The organism is Streptomyces sp. RK9 (genome assembly GCF_045070545.1).
Lineage (GTDB): Bacteria > Actinomycetota > Actinomycetes > Streptomycetales > Streptomycetaceae > Streptomyces > Streptomyces alboflavus.
On the sequence record NZ_CP173704.1, the window covers coordinates 931,272 to 944,510 of the forward strand.

Genomic DNA, 13,239 nt, shown 5'->3' on the forward strand with positions numbered 1-13,239 from the left:
ACCAGCCCGTCCGGCGCTTTTCGCTGCTCCGGGGAAGTATCAATTGGCCCATGAATTGATGCGAGAAGTGGACCGCTTGAGGGTGCCAGTGGCTTCCTAGTGTTCGGGGCATGACGCCACCCCGCCTCCTCCCGGCCCCCGGCCCCGCTCGACGGCTCGCCCTCGCGCAGCTCGCCAACTCCGTGGGCGACGGCGCGTTCTACGTCACCTCCGCCCTCTACTTCACGCACGTCGTCGGGCTCGCCCCGGCGCGGATCGGGCTCGGTCTGACGCTCGCGTGGGCCGTCGGGTCCGTGGTGGGGGTGCCGCTCGGGCGGCTCGCCGACCGGCGCGGGCCGCGCGGCACCGCGGTGCTCCTCGCCCTCGCGACCGGTGCCGCCGTCGCGTCCTTCCTGGTCGTCCGCGACTTCGTGCCGTTCGTGGCCGCCGCCCTCGGGTACGCCACCGCCCAGTCGGGCCTGTCCGCGGCGCGCCAGGCGCTGCTCGCCGGGCTCGTCACCAGGGAGGAGCGCACCGGGCTCCTCGCCCACCTCCAGTCCACGCTGAACGCGGGGCTCGCGGTGGGTGCCGGGCTCGGCGGCGTCGCGCTGCACCAGGGCAGCGAGGCCGCGTACCTCTCGGTGTTCGCGCTGGACGCCGCCGGCTTCGTGGTGTGCGCTGCGGTGCTGTGGCGGCTGCCCGCCGTCGCGCCGACGGCGGCGGTCGCGGGCGAGCGGCTCGCGGTGCTGAGGGACCGGCCGTACGCGCTCGTCACGCTCCTCAACACCGTGCTCCTCATGCGGATGCCGCTGCTCAGCCTCGGCATCCCGCTGTGGCTCACCGAGCGCACGAACGCCCCGGCGTGGCTCGTCTCGGCGCTGTTCGTCCTCAACACCGTCGGCGTCATGGCCTTCCAGGTGCGTACGGCCCGGTCGGTCTCCGGGATTCCGACGGCGGTGCGGGCCGTGCGCAGGTCCGGCGTCCTGATGCTGGCCGCGTGCGCGGTGTTCGCCCTCTCGGCCGCCGCGGACGGGGCGTGGACGGCCGCCGCGGTGCTGGTCGCCGCGTCCGTGGTGCTGCTCGCCGCCGAGATGCTCCAGTCCGCCGGCTCCTGGCAACTCGGCTTCGACCTGGCGCCCCCCGGCCGCATCGGCGAGTACCAGGGCTTCTTCGGCACCGGAGTCACCGTCGCCCGCACCCTCGGCCCCCTGGTCCTCACGACGCTCCTGGTGGAGTGGGGGACGCCGGGCTGGCTGCTCCTTGGCGGGGTGATCCTGGTGGCGTCGTACGCGATGGGTCCGGCCGTGCGGTGGGCAGTGACAGCCCGTCCGGCGCTTGAGGACGAGGCCGCAGGCCGATGCCTGAGCACCAGCGGGTAATGACCCGCAGGCAACCGACGGCACGCGGCAGCGGGGGCAGGAGCGCCGGGGGCGCTCAGCCCTCGCGCTCGTCCGTCCCGGCAACCTTCGCCGTGCTGAGCGCGATCCGGTTCCACGTGTTGATCGCGAGGATCAGGGCGATCACCTGGGCCAGCTCGGCCTCGTCGAAGTGCGCGGCCGCCTCGGCGTAGGCGGCGTCCGGGACACCGGCGTCGGCGACAAGAGTGACCGCGTCCGTCAGGGCGAGAGCGGCCTGCTCCTTGGCGGAGTAGAAGTTCCTGGCCTCGCGCCAGACGGCGACCAGGTGGAGCCGGTCCTCGCTCTCGCCCGCCTTGCGCGCGTCGTTGGTGTGCATGTGCAGGCAGTACGCGCAGCCGTTGAGGTGCGAGGCGCGGATCTGGATCAGTTCGACGAGGGCCGGGTCGAGGCCGGCGCGGGCGGCGGCGTCCAGGCCGATGACGGCCTTGAAGACCTTCGGGGCGGTCTTGGCGAAGTCGATGCGGGCAAGGGGCTCGTGGGACACAGTGTGCGTCGTGTTGTTCGTCATGACCATGAATCTACGGCGCTCAAAGACCACGGGTAGGGTGCATTTCCATGGCGGAATCCTGGGTCAATTCGGCGGAGCGCATCGGCAGTGACCTGCACCTGGAGCTGTCCGGCGGCGGCAGCCGCAGAGCCGCGCTCATCCGCGCCCTGCGCGCCGCCGTGCAGGACGGACGCCTCGCCCCCGGCACCCGCCTGCCCCCGTACCGCTCCCTGGCCGCCGACCTCGGCGTCGCCCGCAACACCGTCGCCGACGCCTACGCCGAACTCGTCGCCGAGGGCTGGCTGACCGCCCGGCAGGGCTCCGGCACCCGCGTCGCCGAGCGCGCGGCGCCCCCGCCCCGCGTCCGTGTGCCCAAGCGCCCGCCGAGCGCGCCCGCGAAGCCCGCGCACAACCTCGTCCAAGGCCAGCCGGACGCCGGTTCCTTCCCCCGCGCCGCCTGGCTCGCCGCCGCCCGCCGCGCCTTCGCCGCCGCGCCCAACGAGGCCTTCGGGCCCGGCGATCCGCAGGGCAGGATCGAGCTGCGCCGGGCACTCGCCTCGTACCTGGCGCGGGTGCGCGGGACCAGGACAGATCCTGACCGGATCGTGGTGTGCTCCGGTTTCGCTCATGCGCTGCGGCTGCTGTTCGGCGGGCCCGGGGGCGGCGCGGGCGGCGGGGTGCTGCGCGGGCCTCTCGCCGTGGAGGCGTACGGACTCGGCTTCCACCGCTCGATCCTGGACGCGGCGCGGGTACGGACGCTGCCCCTGCCCCTGGACGAACACGGTGCCCGCGTCGAGGAGTTGGCGGACGTGCCGGGGCCCGTGCGGGCGGTGCTGCTCACGCCCGCGCACCAGTTCCCCACCGGCGGGCCGCTGCACCCCGCGCGCCGCAGCGCCGTCGTCGACTGGGCCCGCACGCACGGCGGGCTGATCCTGGAGGACGACTACGACGGCGAGTTCCGCTACGACCGTGAGCCCGTCGGCGCCGTCCAGGGACTCGACCCCGAACGCGTCGTGTACATCGGGTCGGTGAGCAAGAGCCTGTCGCCCGCCGTGCGGATCGGCTGGATGGTGCTTCCGGAGCACCTGGTCGGCGCGGTCCTCGCCGCGAAGGGCGAGCGGGAGGCCTGGGTGAGCGTCCCCGACCAGCTCACCCTCGCCGACCTCGTCGACTCCGGCCACTACGACCGGCACATCCGCCGCATGCGCCAGCGCTACCGGCGCCGCCGCGACCACCTCGTCGCCACCCTCGCCGAGCGCGCCCCGCACATCACCGTCACCGGCATCGCGGCCGGGCTGCACGCCGTGCTGCGGCTGCCGCCCGGCACGGAGGCGACCGCCGTGAAGGCCGCCGCGTGGCAGGGCGTCGGCCTGGAGGGCCTGTCCGGCTACCGGCACCCGGCGGCGGCCGCGCACGCGCAGGACGGCCTGGTGGTCGGGTACGCGACGCCGCCCGAGCACGGGTACGCGGCGGCGGTCGAGGCGCTGTGCGGGGTGCTTCCGCCCGCGCCGGACGAAGGCTGAGGGCTGAGGGCTAGGGGCTGGGAGTTGAGGGCTGCTCTCCGCCGTCGCGCGACGGCTGACTACGTCGCGATTCGGGGCTGGGAGTTGAGGGCCGGGGCCGGTCCGTCAGGTCCTGACGTCCTCGGCGGGCCGCGCGTCGTACGCCTCCCGCGCCTCCGCGATCGCCGGGCGGTGGGCGATCGACCAGTCCGCGAGGGACTTCACGAGGTGGGTGAGGCTGTGGCCCATCTCCGTCAGCTCGTACTCGACCTGCGGCGGGATCGTCGGGTACACCGTGCGCTTGACCAGGCCGTCGCGCTCCAGGCGGCGCACCGTCAAGGTGAGCATGCGCTGCGAGATGCCGCCGTGGACACGGCGCTGCAACTCCTTGAACCGCAGCACTCCGGAGGCGAGTTCGACCACTACGTAGACGGACCACTTGTCGCCGAGGCGGTCCAGGACGTCCCGGACCCCGCACTCGTCCTGCGGCGTCTCGCACCGGATCACCGGCTCGCCCGCCGCCACCGCGGCCCGCGGGGTGGTTACCGCCGTGTGCCCTGCTGACATCGAAGTGCCTCCTTACGTGCGCGCCCGCCGCCGATCACGATGGTCCCGGGCCCGGTGACCACCACCGCCCGCTCCAGGAAACCAGAACCACGGGGGAACACACCCATGCTCATGATCACCGGCGCCACCGGCGCGCTCGGCAAGCTCGTCACCGCCCGCCTCGCCGACCGCGACGACGTCGTCGTCGGCACCCGCGCCCCGGCCCCCGGTCAGCGCCGCGTCGACTTCGACGACCCCTCGTCCCTGGACCTCACCGGCGTCGACACCCTGCTCGTCATCTCGGCCGGGGCCGCCGAGGACGACGTCGTGGCCGCCCGCCACGACGCCGTGGTCTCCGCCGCCGAGAAGGCGGGCGTCGGCCACCTCGTCTACACCAGCCTCAGCGGCGACGGCGACCACCTCACGTACGCCCTCGCCCACCGCTGGACCGAGCGCAGGCTGCGCCGCTCCACGCTGAACTGGACGGTGCTCCGCAACGGCCTGTACGCGGAATTCCTCGCCGCGATCGCCGCCCCGGGCCCCGACGGCACCGTGGCCGCGCCCCTCGGCGACGGCCGCCTCGCCGCCGTCGCCCGTGAGGACCTCGCCGACGTCGCCGTCCGCGTGGCCACCGACCCGGCACCGCACGCGGGCCGCACCTACGAACTCGTCGGCGAACAGGCCCTCGGCGGCGCCGACCTCGCCGCAGCCGTCGGCGGACGCTACGAACCCGGCACCCTCGCCGCCACCCGCGACGCCGTCACCGCGTCCGGCGACGCCCTGCCCTTCCAGGTGCCGATGCTCCTCAGCACCTACTCGGCGATCGCGGGCGGCTTCCTGGACGGCACCTCCGTCACGGACAACCAGCTGCGCGCGCTGCTCGGCCGGGCGCCGCGACCGGCTCTGGAGGTGTACGCGGCGACGGTGCGGTGAAGCCGTGCCGGTAGGGGCCCCGCGCGTCAGGGCCGGAGGGCTACGCGCTGACGAGCGGCGCGTCCTCCCGCCACTTCAGGACCTTGTCGAAACTGATCACCGCGCCGCCGCGCCCCGGCTTGTTGCCGAAGTCCACATGGTCGGCGAGCTCGCGGATCAGACACAGGCCCCGGCCGCTCTCCGCCGTCTCCGAAGGCGTGACGGACTTGGGCGCGCGGGACGGGCGGCGGGTGCGGCGCCGGCCCCTGCGCCGCGCCGACATCCGGACGCGGCCCGGCGGGAAGCCCGGCCCCGAGTCGGCGACCTCGATGCGGCAGGTCTCGCCGTCCAGATACGCCGTGACCCGGTACGCGCCGCCGGGCGCCCCCGGTGTCGCGGCCCCACCGTGCTCCACGGCGTTGGCGCAGGCCTCCGTGAGTGCCAGCGACAGTTCGTACGAGACGTCGGGGTGCACCCCCGCGGTCTCCATCGTGCCCATCAGCAGGCGCCGGGCGAGCGGAACGCTCGCAGCTTCGCGCCGCAAATGGAGTGACCACCAGATGCTCATGCTCCAGCCTCCTGGCTGCGGCTCGACATACCGATACGTATTGCCGCGAGTAACCGCGAATAAGCGCCCACTTGACGTGATGCCGCCCATACGGCGGACGCGCCGCGCACCCCGCCCGGTGTAGCCGGACACCCCCGAGAACGCGCCGCCGCCCACCGACCTGCCGTAGGAGACGGGTAAGCCTGGTGCGATGATGGCCCGGCCATGACTGCCCCCCACCCGCGTCAGACACGCGCCGGAGCCGATGTCCGGCTCCTGCGGGCCGCGACCTTCGCCGCGGTCTGCGTCGTGCTGTCCGCCGGGGGCCATGTGCTCGCGTCCTGTGCCGCCGTCCCCCTGTGGACGCTGCTCGTCGCCTTCGTCGTGGTCCTCGCCGTCGCCGTGCCCCTCGCCGGGCGCGAGCGGTCGCTGCCGGGAATCGCGGGGGCGCTCGCCGTCGGCCAGCTCGCGCTGCACGCGCTGTTCGGCCTCGGCCAGCGGCACAGCATGGCGATGACCACGGCGGGGACGGGCGGCGGATCGGACGCCGCCTCGCTCGTGGAGCGCGCGGCCCGCATCGCGTGCGGCGCGAGCGGGGCCACCCTCACGCCCGTCCAGGCCCGGCAGATCCTGCGCACCGCGGGCCTGGAACCGTCGGGCGGCGCCCATGGCGCGCACGCCCACGCGGGGGCCGACGCGGCCGCGCAGGCGACGGGCGCGATGTCCGCCGCGACGTCGATGCCGTCGATGCCGTCGATGCCGTCGATGGGCTCGTCGCCGATGGCCGCGCTCCTTCCGTCCCTGCCGATGCTGCTCGCCCACGTCCTCGCGGCCCTCGCCGCGGGCTGGCTGCTGCGCCGCGGCGACCTCGCGCTCGCCCGCCTCGTGCGGCTGTCCGCCCAGGGGGCGTACGGAGTCGCCGAGGCGGCGCTCGTACGTTCGCTGCGTGCCGCCCTCGCGCTGGTACGAGTCCTGCGCGCCGGGCTCCTCGGCGCACCCTCGACGGGCCCCGCGCGCGCCCCGCACACCCCGCCGCCGCCGCGGCTGCGGGCCACCGCCCTCAAGGACACGGTGATCCGGCGCGGCCCGCCCGCCACCGCCGCCCTCACGCTCGCCGCCTGACGCGGACCCGCTCCTCCCGGCTCGATCGGAAGCGGTGCCGCCCGGCGCGCCCGCACGCATCAGCGCATGGCCGCACGGCCCGCGCACCGCGTCCCCTTCCGAACACCACAGTGCGTACGGCCGTATTCACCGTTCACCACGGGCACGACCGCCGTGACCACCTGCCGAAAATGGAGCATTCCGCCATGAAGTCCCTGACCCGCGTCTCCGTCGTCGCCGGCACCGCCGCCTCCGCCGTCCTGCTGCTCTCCGCCGTCCCCGCCTTCGCGCACGTCAGCGTCAGCCCCGAGGGCGTCGCGGCCAAGGGCGGCTACGCGACCGTCAACTTCAAGGTCCCCAACGAGCGCGACGACGCCTCCACCACCAAGCTGGAGATCACCTTCCCCGCCGACCAGCCGCTCGCGTCCGTGATGACGCAGCCCGTGCCCGGCTGGAAGGCCAAGGTCACCAAGACCAAGCTGAAGAAGCCGATCGAGATCCACGGCGAGAAGATCGACGAGGCCGTCTCCAAGGTCACCTGGACCGCCGACGGCAAGGGCGTCGAGCCCGGCACCTTCCAGAAGTTCCCGCTGTCCCTCGGCCAGCTCCCCGAGGACGCCGACCAGATGGTGTTCAAGGCGCTGCAGACGTACAGCAACAAGGAAGTCGTCCGCTGGATCGAGCCGCAGCAGAAGGGCCAGGAGGAGCCGGAGTTCCCGGCGCCCGCCCTCGCGCTGAGCGCCGCCTCCGACGACCACCACGGCGGCGCCGCGTCCGACGACAAGGACGACGCCGACGACAAGGCCGAGGCCAAGGCCGACGCGAAGTCCGAGGGCAAGGAAGAGAGCGCCTCCGACAGCAGCGACACCACCGCCCGCACCCTCGGCATCGTCGGCATCGTCGTCGGCGCCGCGGGCGTGGCCTTCGGTGTGCTCGCCGGACGCCGCCGCAGCAGCTGAGCCACCCGCGGGACGCGCCGCGGGCCCCCGGCCCCGGCGCGTCCCGACCCACTCACATCTGGGACATTTCCGTATGCGCAAGATGACCAAGCAGACCACGAAGACGCTGTCCGCCGCCGCTGTCCTGACCGCGGCCGCCCTCACCCTGAGCGCGTGCGGCGGCGGGGGCGACGGCGACAGCAAGAAGTCGGTCGCCGACGTGTCGATGGAGCCCGACAAGGCCGCGACGGTCCTCGACCGGCCGTTCAAGAAGCCGGACCTGGTGCTCAAGGACACCCACGGCAAGAAGTACGACCTGCGCGAGCAGACCAAGGGCAAGCCGGTGCTCCTCTACTACGGCTACACCAACTGCCCCGACGTCTGCCCGCTGACGATGAGCAACATCGCCGTCGCCAAGAAGACGCTGCTGCAGAAGAAGACCGTCACCAAGGCCGAGCTCGACAAGCTCCAGGTCGTCTTCGTCACCACCGACCCCGAGCGGGACACGTCGAAGGAACTCGGCACGTGGCTCAAGGCCCAGGACCCCGAGTTCATCGGCCTGACCGGCGACTTCCCGACCATCCAGGCCAGCGGCCGCACCGTCGGCATCAACGTCGAGCCGACCAAGAAGCTCAAGAACGGCAAGTTCGAGTCGATGCACGGCACGCAGGTCATCGCCTTCTCGCCGAAGTCCGACGCGGGCTACGCCGTCTACAACGGCAAGGACGCCACGGCCAAGGACTACGAGCAGGACATCCCCAAGATCCTCAAGGGACAGAACCCGTGAACCACCGCACCACCCGCCGCCGCCGTCTCCTCACCGGCGGAGCCCTCGCCCTGACCGCGGGCCTCGTCCTCGCGGGCTGCGGCGACTCCGACAAGTCCGGCGACGGCGCCTCCGCGAAGAAGCCCGACCTCTCGGTCGGCGGCGCCTACATCCCCGTACCGGCGATGGACGACATGGCCGGCGGCTTCTTCACCGTCACCAACAAGGGCGCGGCCGACAAGCTCGTCTCGGCGTCCAGCCCGCTCGCGGGCAGCGTCACCCTGCACGCCACCGTCGGCTCCACGATGAAGGAGCGGAAGTCGTTCACCGTGCCGGCCGACGGCACCCTCGACTTCTCCCGCGGCGGCAACCACATCATGCTCGAGAAGCTCAAGCACAAGCCGAAGCAGGGCGACAAGGTGGAGGTCACCCTCCGCTTCGAGAAGTCGAAGCCGATCACCGTCTCCATGCCGGTGAAGCCCGCCACGTACAACCCGGCGGACTCCGCCAACAGCACGGAGCACGACCCGAGCAACGCGAAGACCCACTCCACCACCGACAAGCACTCGTCGACCGACAAGCACTCGTCGCACTGAGGGGACTGAAGAGTTGATGCGGACCACCGCTCCCCGCCCGGGGCCGGCCGCCCTGAACGGCTACGGACGACTGCTGCTCGTCGCCGTCGCCCTGATCGTCGCCGTCCTCGGCTCCGTCCTGGCCGCCGCGGCACCGGCCGGCGCGCACGCCGCGCTCACCGGCAGCGACCCCAAGCAGGGAGCGGTGGTCGACAAGGCACCCGAGCAGGTGTCGCTGTCCTTCTCCGAGAAGGTCGCCATGTCCGACGGCTCCGTCCGGGTCCTGGACCCCGCGGGCAAGCGCGTCGACACCGGCAAGACCACCGACCTCGGCTCGCACTCCTACGGCGTGAAGCTGAAGCCCGGCCTGCCCGACGGCACCTTCACCGTCGCCTACCAGGTCGTCTCCGCCGACAGCCACCCCATCGCCGGGGCCTTCACCTTCTCCATCGGCGCGCCATCGGCCACCAAGGTCTCGCTGCCCGACCAGGACGTCGGCGGCGGACTCGTCGGCACCCTCTACGACATCGCGCGCTACGTCGCCTACGCCGGGTTCACCGTCGTCGTCGGCGGCGCCGCCTTCGTCCTCGGCTGCTTCCAGCGCGGCGCGGGCGTCCGGCCGCTGCAGCGGCTCGTCGTCGGCGGCTGGCTCGCCCTCACCGGCGCCACCCTGGTGACCCTGCTGCTCCGGGCGCCCTACACCGGCTCCGGCAAGCTCGGCGACGCCTTCGACCTGGCGAAGCTCGGCGACGTGCTCCAGACCAAGACCGGCGCCGCCCTCGTCTCCCGGCTGCTGCTCCTCGCGGCCGCCGCGCTGTTCATCGCCGTCCTCTTCGGGGCGTACGAGCGCCGCGAGGACGCCAAGGAGAAGCGGGACCTCGCCTTCGGCCTGGCCATCGGCGGGGGCGTCGTCGCCGTCGGCATCGCGGCCACCTGGGCGCTCGCCGAGCACGCGTCGACCGGCATCCAGGCCGGGATCGCGATGCCCGTCGACGTCCTGCACCTGCTCGCCGTCGCCGCCTGGCTCGGCGGGCTCGCGGCGCTGCTCCTGTGCCTGTACCGCGCGCCCGACATCGACGCGGCGGCGGTGCGCCGCTTCTCGCGCGTCGCCTTCGTCAGCGTGGTGGCGCTCGCGGCGACCGGCCTCTACCAGTCGTGGCGGCAGGTCGGCTCGTGGACCGCGCTCGTCGAGACCGGGTACGGGCAGCTGCTGCTCGTCAAGGTCGGCCTCGTCGCCGTCCTCGTGGGCGTCGCCTCGGTGTCGCGGCGGTGGACGGTGCGGATCGCGGGGGAGGCCGGGGGGATGGCGCCCGAGGCCGCGGCCGCGACGGTCGTCGAACAGCGCACCTCGACCAAGAAGAAGAAGCCGGTCGCCGTGGCGCACAGCTCCAAGACGGGCGTCTCGGCGACCGTCGACACGGCCGACGGCAAGGCGTCCGGCGGGAAGGGCGGCGGCAACGGCTCCAAGGCGTCCGGCGCCAAGGCCCCCGGCCAGGACAAGCGTGCCGCCCAGCTCGCCCGGCAGCAGGCCGCCATGGACACCGCCCGCCAGAAGCGCATCCGCGACGCCGACCCGCACCGCTCGGGCCTGCGCCGCTCGGTGTTCGCCGAGGCCGGCGTCGCCGTCGTCGTGCTCGCCGTCACCACGCTTCTGACCAGCACCGAACCGGGCCGCACCGAGGAGGAGGCCAAGAACGCCTCGGCCACCTCGGCACAGCAGCCCGCGGGCCCGGTCAAGGTGAACTTCCCCTTCGACACCGGCGGCAAGGACGGCAAGGGCGCCGTCCGCATGGAGCTGACCCCGGGCCGCACCGGCAGCAACGACCTGCACGTCTACGCGACCCGCCCCAACGGCAGCGCCTTCGACCTGCCCGAGGTCAAGGTCTCCTTCACCCTCAAGGCGAAGGACGTCGGACCGCTGCCCGTCGCCCCCGACCGCATCGCGACCGGACACTGGAGCGCGAGCGGAGTGCAGGTCCCGATGGCCGGCAAGTGGCAGGTCAAACTGACCGTGCGCACCTCCGACATCGACCAAGTGACCCTCGACAAGAACGTGCAGATCGGCTGACCCACCATGGCGGACCACACCATTTCGCGACGGCGCCTGCTCGGCACGGCGGGCGCCACCGGCCTCGCCCTCGGCGCTGCGGGCGGCGCCGCCGGGTACGCCGCGGCGCCCTCGGGCTCGTCCGACTCCACGGGCGGGTCACGGGCGGCCCTGACGTCGCTCGGCACGGACGAGGTGATGTTTCACGGGAAACACCAGCCCGGGATCACCACGCCCGTGCAGTCCCGCGGCCATCTGATCGCCTTCGACCTGGCGCCGGGCGCCGGGCGCAAGGAGGCGGCGGCCCTGCTGCGCCGCTGGTCGGCCACCGCCGCGCGCCTGATGGCGGGCGAGCCGGCGGACGGCGGCGGCCCCGACGCCAACGACACCGACATCGCCCGGGACGCGGGCCCGTCCGCGCTCACCGTCACCTTCGGCTTCGGCCACGGCTTCTTCCGCCGCACCGGCCTGGAGAAGCAGCGCCCCGCGGCCCTCGACCCACTGCCGGACTTCTCCTCCGACCGCCTCGACAAGTCCCGCAGCGGCGGCGACCTGTGGGTGCAGATCGGCGCGAACGACCCGCTCGTCGCCTTCCACGCGCTGCGCGCCCTGCAGCGGCAGGCCGGTGCGGCGGCGAAGGTGCGCTGGCAGATGAACGGCTTCAACCGCTCGCCCGGCGCCACCGCCCGCCCGATGACGGCACGCAACCTGATGGGCCAGATCGACGGCACGAACAACCCGAAGCCGTCCGACGACGACTTCAACAAGCGGATCTTCGTGCCCGAGAAGCCGGACGGCACGGACCCCGCCTGGATGGCCGGGGGCTCCTACGCCGTCGTACGCCGCATCCGGATGCTCCTCGACGACTGGGAGAAGCTGGCGACCAAGGCCCAGGAGGAGGTCATCGGGCGCCGCAAGGACGACGGGGCGCCGCTGACGGGCGGCACGGAGACCACCGAGATGAAGCTGGAGAAGACCGGCGCCGACGGCAAGCTCGTGGTCCCGCTGAACGCCCACGCCCGCATCACCCGGCCCGACCAGAACGGCGGCGCCGCGATGCTGCGGCGCCCCTTCTCGTACCACGACGGCTTCGACGCCAAGGGCGAGCCGGACGCCGGACTGCTCTTCATCTGCTGGCAGGCGGACCCGCTGCGGGGGTTCGTCCCGGTGCAGCGCAAGCTCGACCGGGGGGACGCGCTCTCGGAGTTCATCCGGCACGAGGCCAGCGGTCTCTTTGCCGTGCCGGGGGGTGCGGGGAGCGGGGAATACGTGGGGCAGGGGTTGCTGGAGGGGTAGCGGTGACAGTCGTCGTCGGCTGTCGCCGTCTGTCGGCCTGTGTTTGTACTGGGTCGTATGTTGGACAACAGCCAACCTTCGCCTCACCCGGCGCATTAGGGTGAGTCCATGTCGGCGACGCGCTACACCTACCTCGGCCCTGAAGGCACCTTCACCGAAGCGGCCCTGCGCACCCTGCCGGAGGCGGCCACCCGGGAGCTCGTCCCGATGGTGTCCGTCCCGGCCGCCCTGGACGCGGTGCGCGGCGGCGAGGCCGCGGCGGCCCTGGTGCCGATCGAGAACTCGGTGGAGGGCGGCGTCACGACGACCGTCGACGAGCTCGCCAAGGGCACACCTCTGATGATCTACCGCGAGGTGGTCCTGCCGATCGCCTTCGCGCTCCTGGTCCGCCCCGGCACGAAGCTCAAGGACATCAAGACGGTCACCGGCCACCCGGTCGCCCAGCCGCAGGTGCGCAACTGGCTCGGCGAGCACCTGCCGGACGCGCTGTGGGAGTCGGCGGCGTCGAACGCGGACGGCGCCCGCCTGGTGCAGGAGGGCCGGTTCGACGCGGCGTTCGCGGGCGAGTTCGCCGCGGCGACGTACGGCCTGGAGGCGCTGGTCACCGAGATCCACGACGCGGCCAACGCGGAGACCCGGTTCGTCCTGGCCGGTCGCCCCGGACGGCCCGCGGCGCCCACCGGCGCGGACAAGACCTCCGTGGTCATCTGGCTCGGCGACGACCACCCCGGTGCCCTGCTCGAACTGCTCCAGGAGTTCGCGGTGCGCGGGGTCAACCTGATGCGCATCGAATCGCGGCCCACCGGCCAGGGCATCGGCAACTACTGCTTCAGCGTGGACGCCGAGGGCCACATCACCGACCGCCGGGTGGGCGAGGCGCTGATGGGCCTGAAGCGGATCTGCCCGAAGGTGCGCTTCCTCGGGTCGTATCCGCGAGCGGGGGTGGCGGTGGCGGATGTGCGGCCGCTGCGCGCCGGCACGTCCGACGAGGAATTCCTGGCGGCGTCGGACTGGCTGACGCAATGCCAGGACGGCCGCTTCTGAGCGACGCCGTGCCGGGGCGGCGGCTGTGAGCGTTCGCCGCGCCTTCGCCTGACGTTTGCCGGTGCTTCGTCATGACCTCCC

Annotated in this window: 13 protein-coding genes; 10 read left to right on the forward strand and 3 right to left on the reverse strand. The window is 73.3% G+C overall.

Going from position 1 to position 13,239, the window contains the following annotated elements; translation table 11 throughout:
* The first annotated feature begins 110 nt into the window (after nucleotides 1–110).
* Nucleotides 111–1,358 carry an MFS transporter gene (locus AB6L24_RS24305; RefSeq protein ID WP_405658378.1) on the forward strand — a complete coding sequence of 416 codons (1,248 nt, stop codon included), beginning with the start codon at nucleotides 111–113 and terminating at the stop codon, nucleotides 1,356–1,358.
* Nucleotides 1,359–1,413: 55 nt separating this feature from the next.
* Here AB6L24_RS24305 and AB6L24_RS24310 read toward each other — a convergent pair whose 3' ends face one another.
* Nucleotides 1,414–1,911, reverse strand: coding sequence for a carboxymuconolactone decarboxylase family protein (locus AB6L24_RS24310; protein WP_405658380.1), 498 nt, complete (start codon nucleotides 1,909–1,911; stop codon nucleotides 1,414–1,416).
* A gap of 41 nt (nucleotides 1,912–1,952) precedes the next feature.
* Here AB6L24_RS24310 and AB6L24_RS24315 point away from each other — a divergent pair, with 41 nt between their 5' ends.
* A complete protein-coding gene (locus AB6L24_RS24315; protein ID WP_405658382.1) occupies nucleotides 1,953–3,407 on the forward strand; it encodes a PLP-dependent aminotransferase family protein in 1,455 nt (484 codons plus the stop codon).
* Between the two features lie 105 nt (nucleotides 3,408–3,512).
* Here AB6L24_RS24315 and AB6L24_RS24320 read toward each other — a convergent pair whose 3' ends face one another.
* The gene (locus AB6L24_RS24320; RefSeq protein WP_405658384.1) at nucleotides 3,513–3,953 is read right to left on the reverse strand and encodes a winged helix-turn-helix transcriptional regulator; all 441 of its coding nucleotides are present in this window, start codon (nucleotides 3,951–3,953) and stop codon (nucleotides 3,513–3,515) included.
* Between the two features lie 105 nt (nucleotides 3,954–4,058).
* Here AB6L24_RS24320 and AB6L24_RS24325 point away from each other — a divergent pair, with 105 nt between their 5' ends.
* Nucleotides 4,059–4,865, forward strand: coding sequence for an NAD(P)H-binding protein (locus AB6L24_RS24325; RefSeq protein ID WP_405658387.1), 807 nt, complete (start codon nucleotides 4,059–4,061; stop codon nucleotides 4,863–4,865).
* A gap of 40 nt (nucleotides 4,866–4,905) precedes the next feature.
* Here AB6L24_RS24325 and AB6L24_RS24330 read toward each other — a convergent pair whose 3' ends face one another.
* On the reverse strand, nucleotides 4,906–5,412 hold the full coding sequence (locus AB6L24_RS24330) for an ATP-binding protein (protein WP_405658389.1): 507 nt from the start codon (nucleotides 5,410–5,412) through the stop codon (nucleotides 4,906–4,908).
* Nucleotides 5,413–5,616: 204 nt separating this feature from the next.
* Here AB6L24_RS24330 and AB6L24_RS24335 point away from each other — a divergent pair, with 204 nt between their 5' ends.
* The 7 genes from AB6L24_RS24335 to pheA all read left to right on the forward strand — a co-directional run bounded on the left by AB6L24_RS24335 (nucleotide 5,617) and on the right by pheA (nucleotide 13,158).
* Nucleotides 5,617–6,513: a hypothetical protein gene (locus AB6L24_RS24335; RefSeq protein WP_405658392.1), complete on the forward strand. Its 897-nt coding sequence runs from the start codon at nucleotides 5,617–5,619 to the stop codon at nucleotides 6,511–6,513.
* A 185-nt stretch (nucleotides 6,514–6,698) separates the two neighbouring features.
* Entirely contained in the window at nucleotides 6,699–7,451 is a 753-nt protein-coding gene (locus AB6L24_RS24340) for a YcnI family protein (protein WP_405658394.1), read from the forward strand.
* Between the two features lie 73 nt (nucleotides 7,452–7,524).
* Nucleotides 7,525–8,217 carry an SCO family protein gene (locus AB6L24_RS24345; protein WP_405658397.1) on the forward strand — a complete coding sequence of 231 codons (693 nt, stop codon included), beginning with the start codon at nucleotides 7,525–7,527 and terminating at the stop codon, nucleotides 8,215–8,217.
* Nucleotides 8,214–8,792 (forward strand): copper chaperone PCu(A)C, encoded by a 579-nt coding sequence (locus AB6L24_RS24350; RefSeq protein ID WP_405658399.1) that lies wholly within the window; start codon nucleotides 8,214–8,216, stop codon nucleotides 8,790–8,792. The genes AB6L24_RS24345 and AB6L24_RS24350 overlap by 4 nt, the downstream gene beginning before the upstream one ends.
* Before the next feature lie 16 nt (nucleotides 8,793–8,808).
* Nucleotides 8,809–10,839 (forward strand): copper resistance CopC/CopD family protein, encoded by a 2,031-nt coding sequence (locus AB6L24_RS24355; RefSeq protein WP_405658401.1) that lies wholly within the window; start codon nucleotides 8,809–8,811, stop codon nucleotides 10,837–10,839.
* Between the two features lie 6 nt (nucleotides 10,840–10,845).
* Complete coding sequence (gene efeB / locus AB6L24_RS24360; RefSeq protein ID WP_405658403.1) at nucleotides 10,846–12,114, forward strand: iron uptake transporter deferrochelatase/peroxidase subunit; 1,269 nt, start codon at nucleotides 10,846–10,848, stop codon at nucleotides 12,112–12,114.
* 108 nt (nucleotides 12,115–12,222) lie between these two features.
* Nucleotides 12,223–13,158 (forward strand): prephenate dehydratase, encoded by a 936-nt coding sequence (pheA, locus tag AB6L24_RS24365; RefSeq protein ID WP_405658405.1) that lies wholly within the window; start codon nucleotides 12,223–12,225, stop codon nucleotides 13,156–13,158.
* The last annotated feature ends 81 nt before the right edge of the window (nucleotides 13,159–13,239 follow it).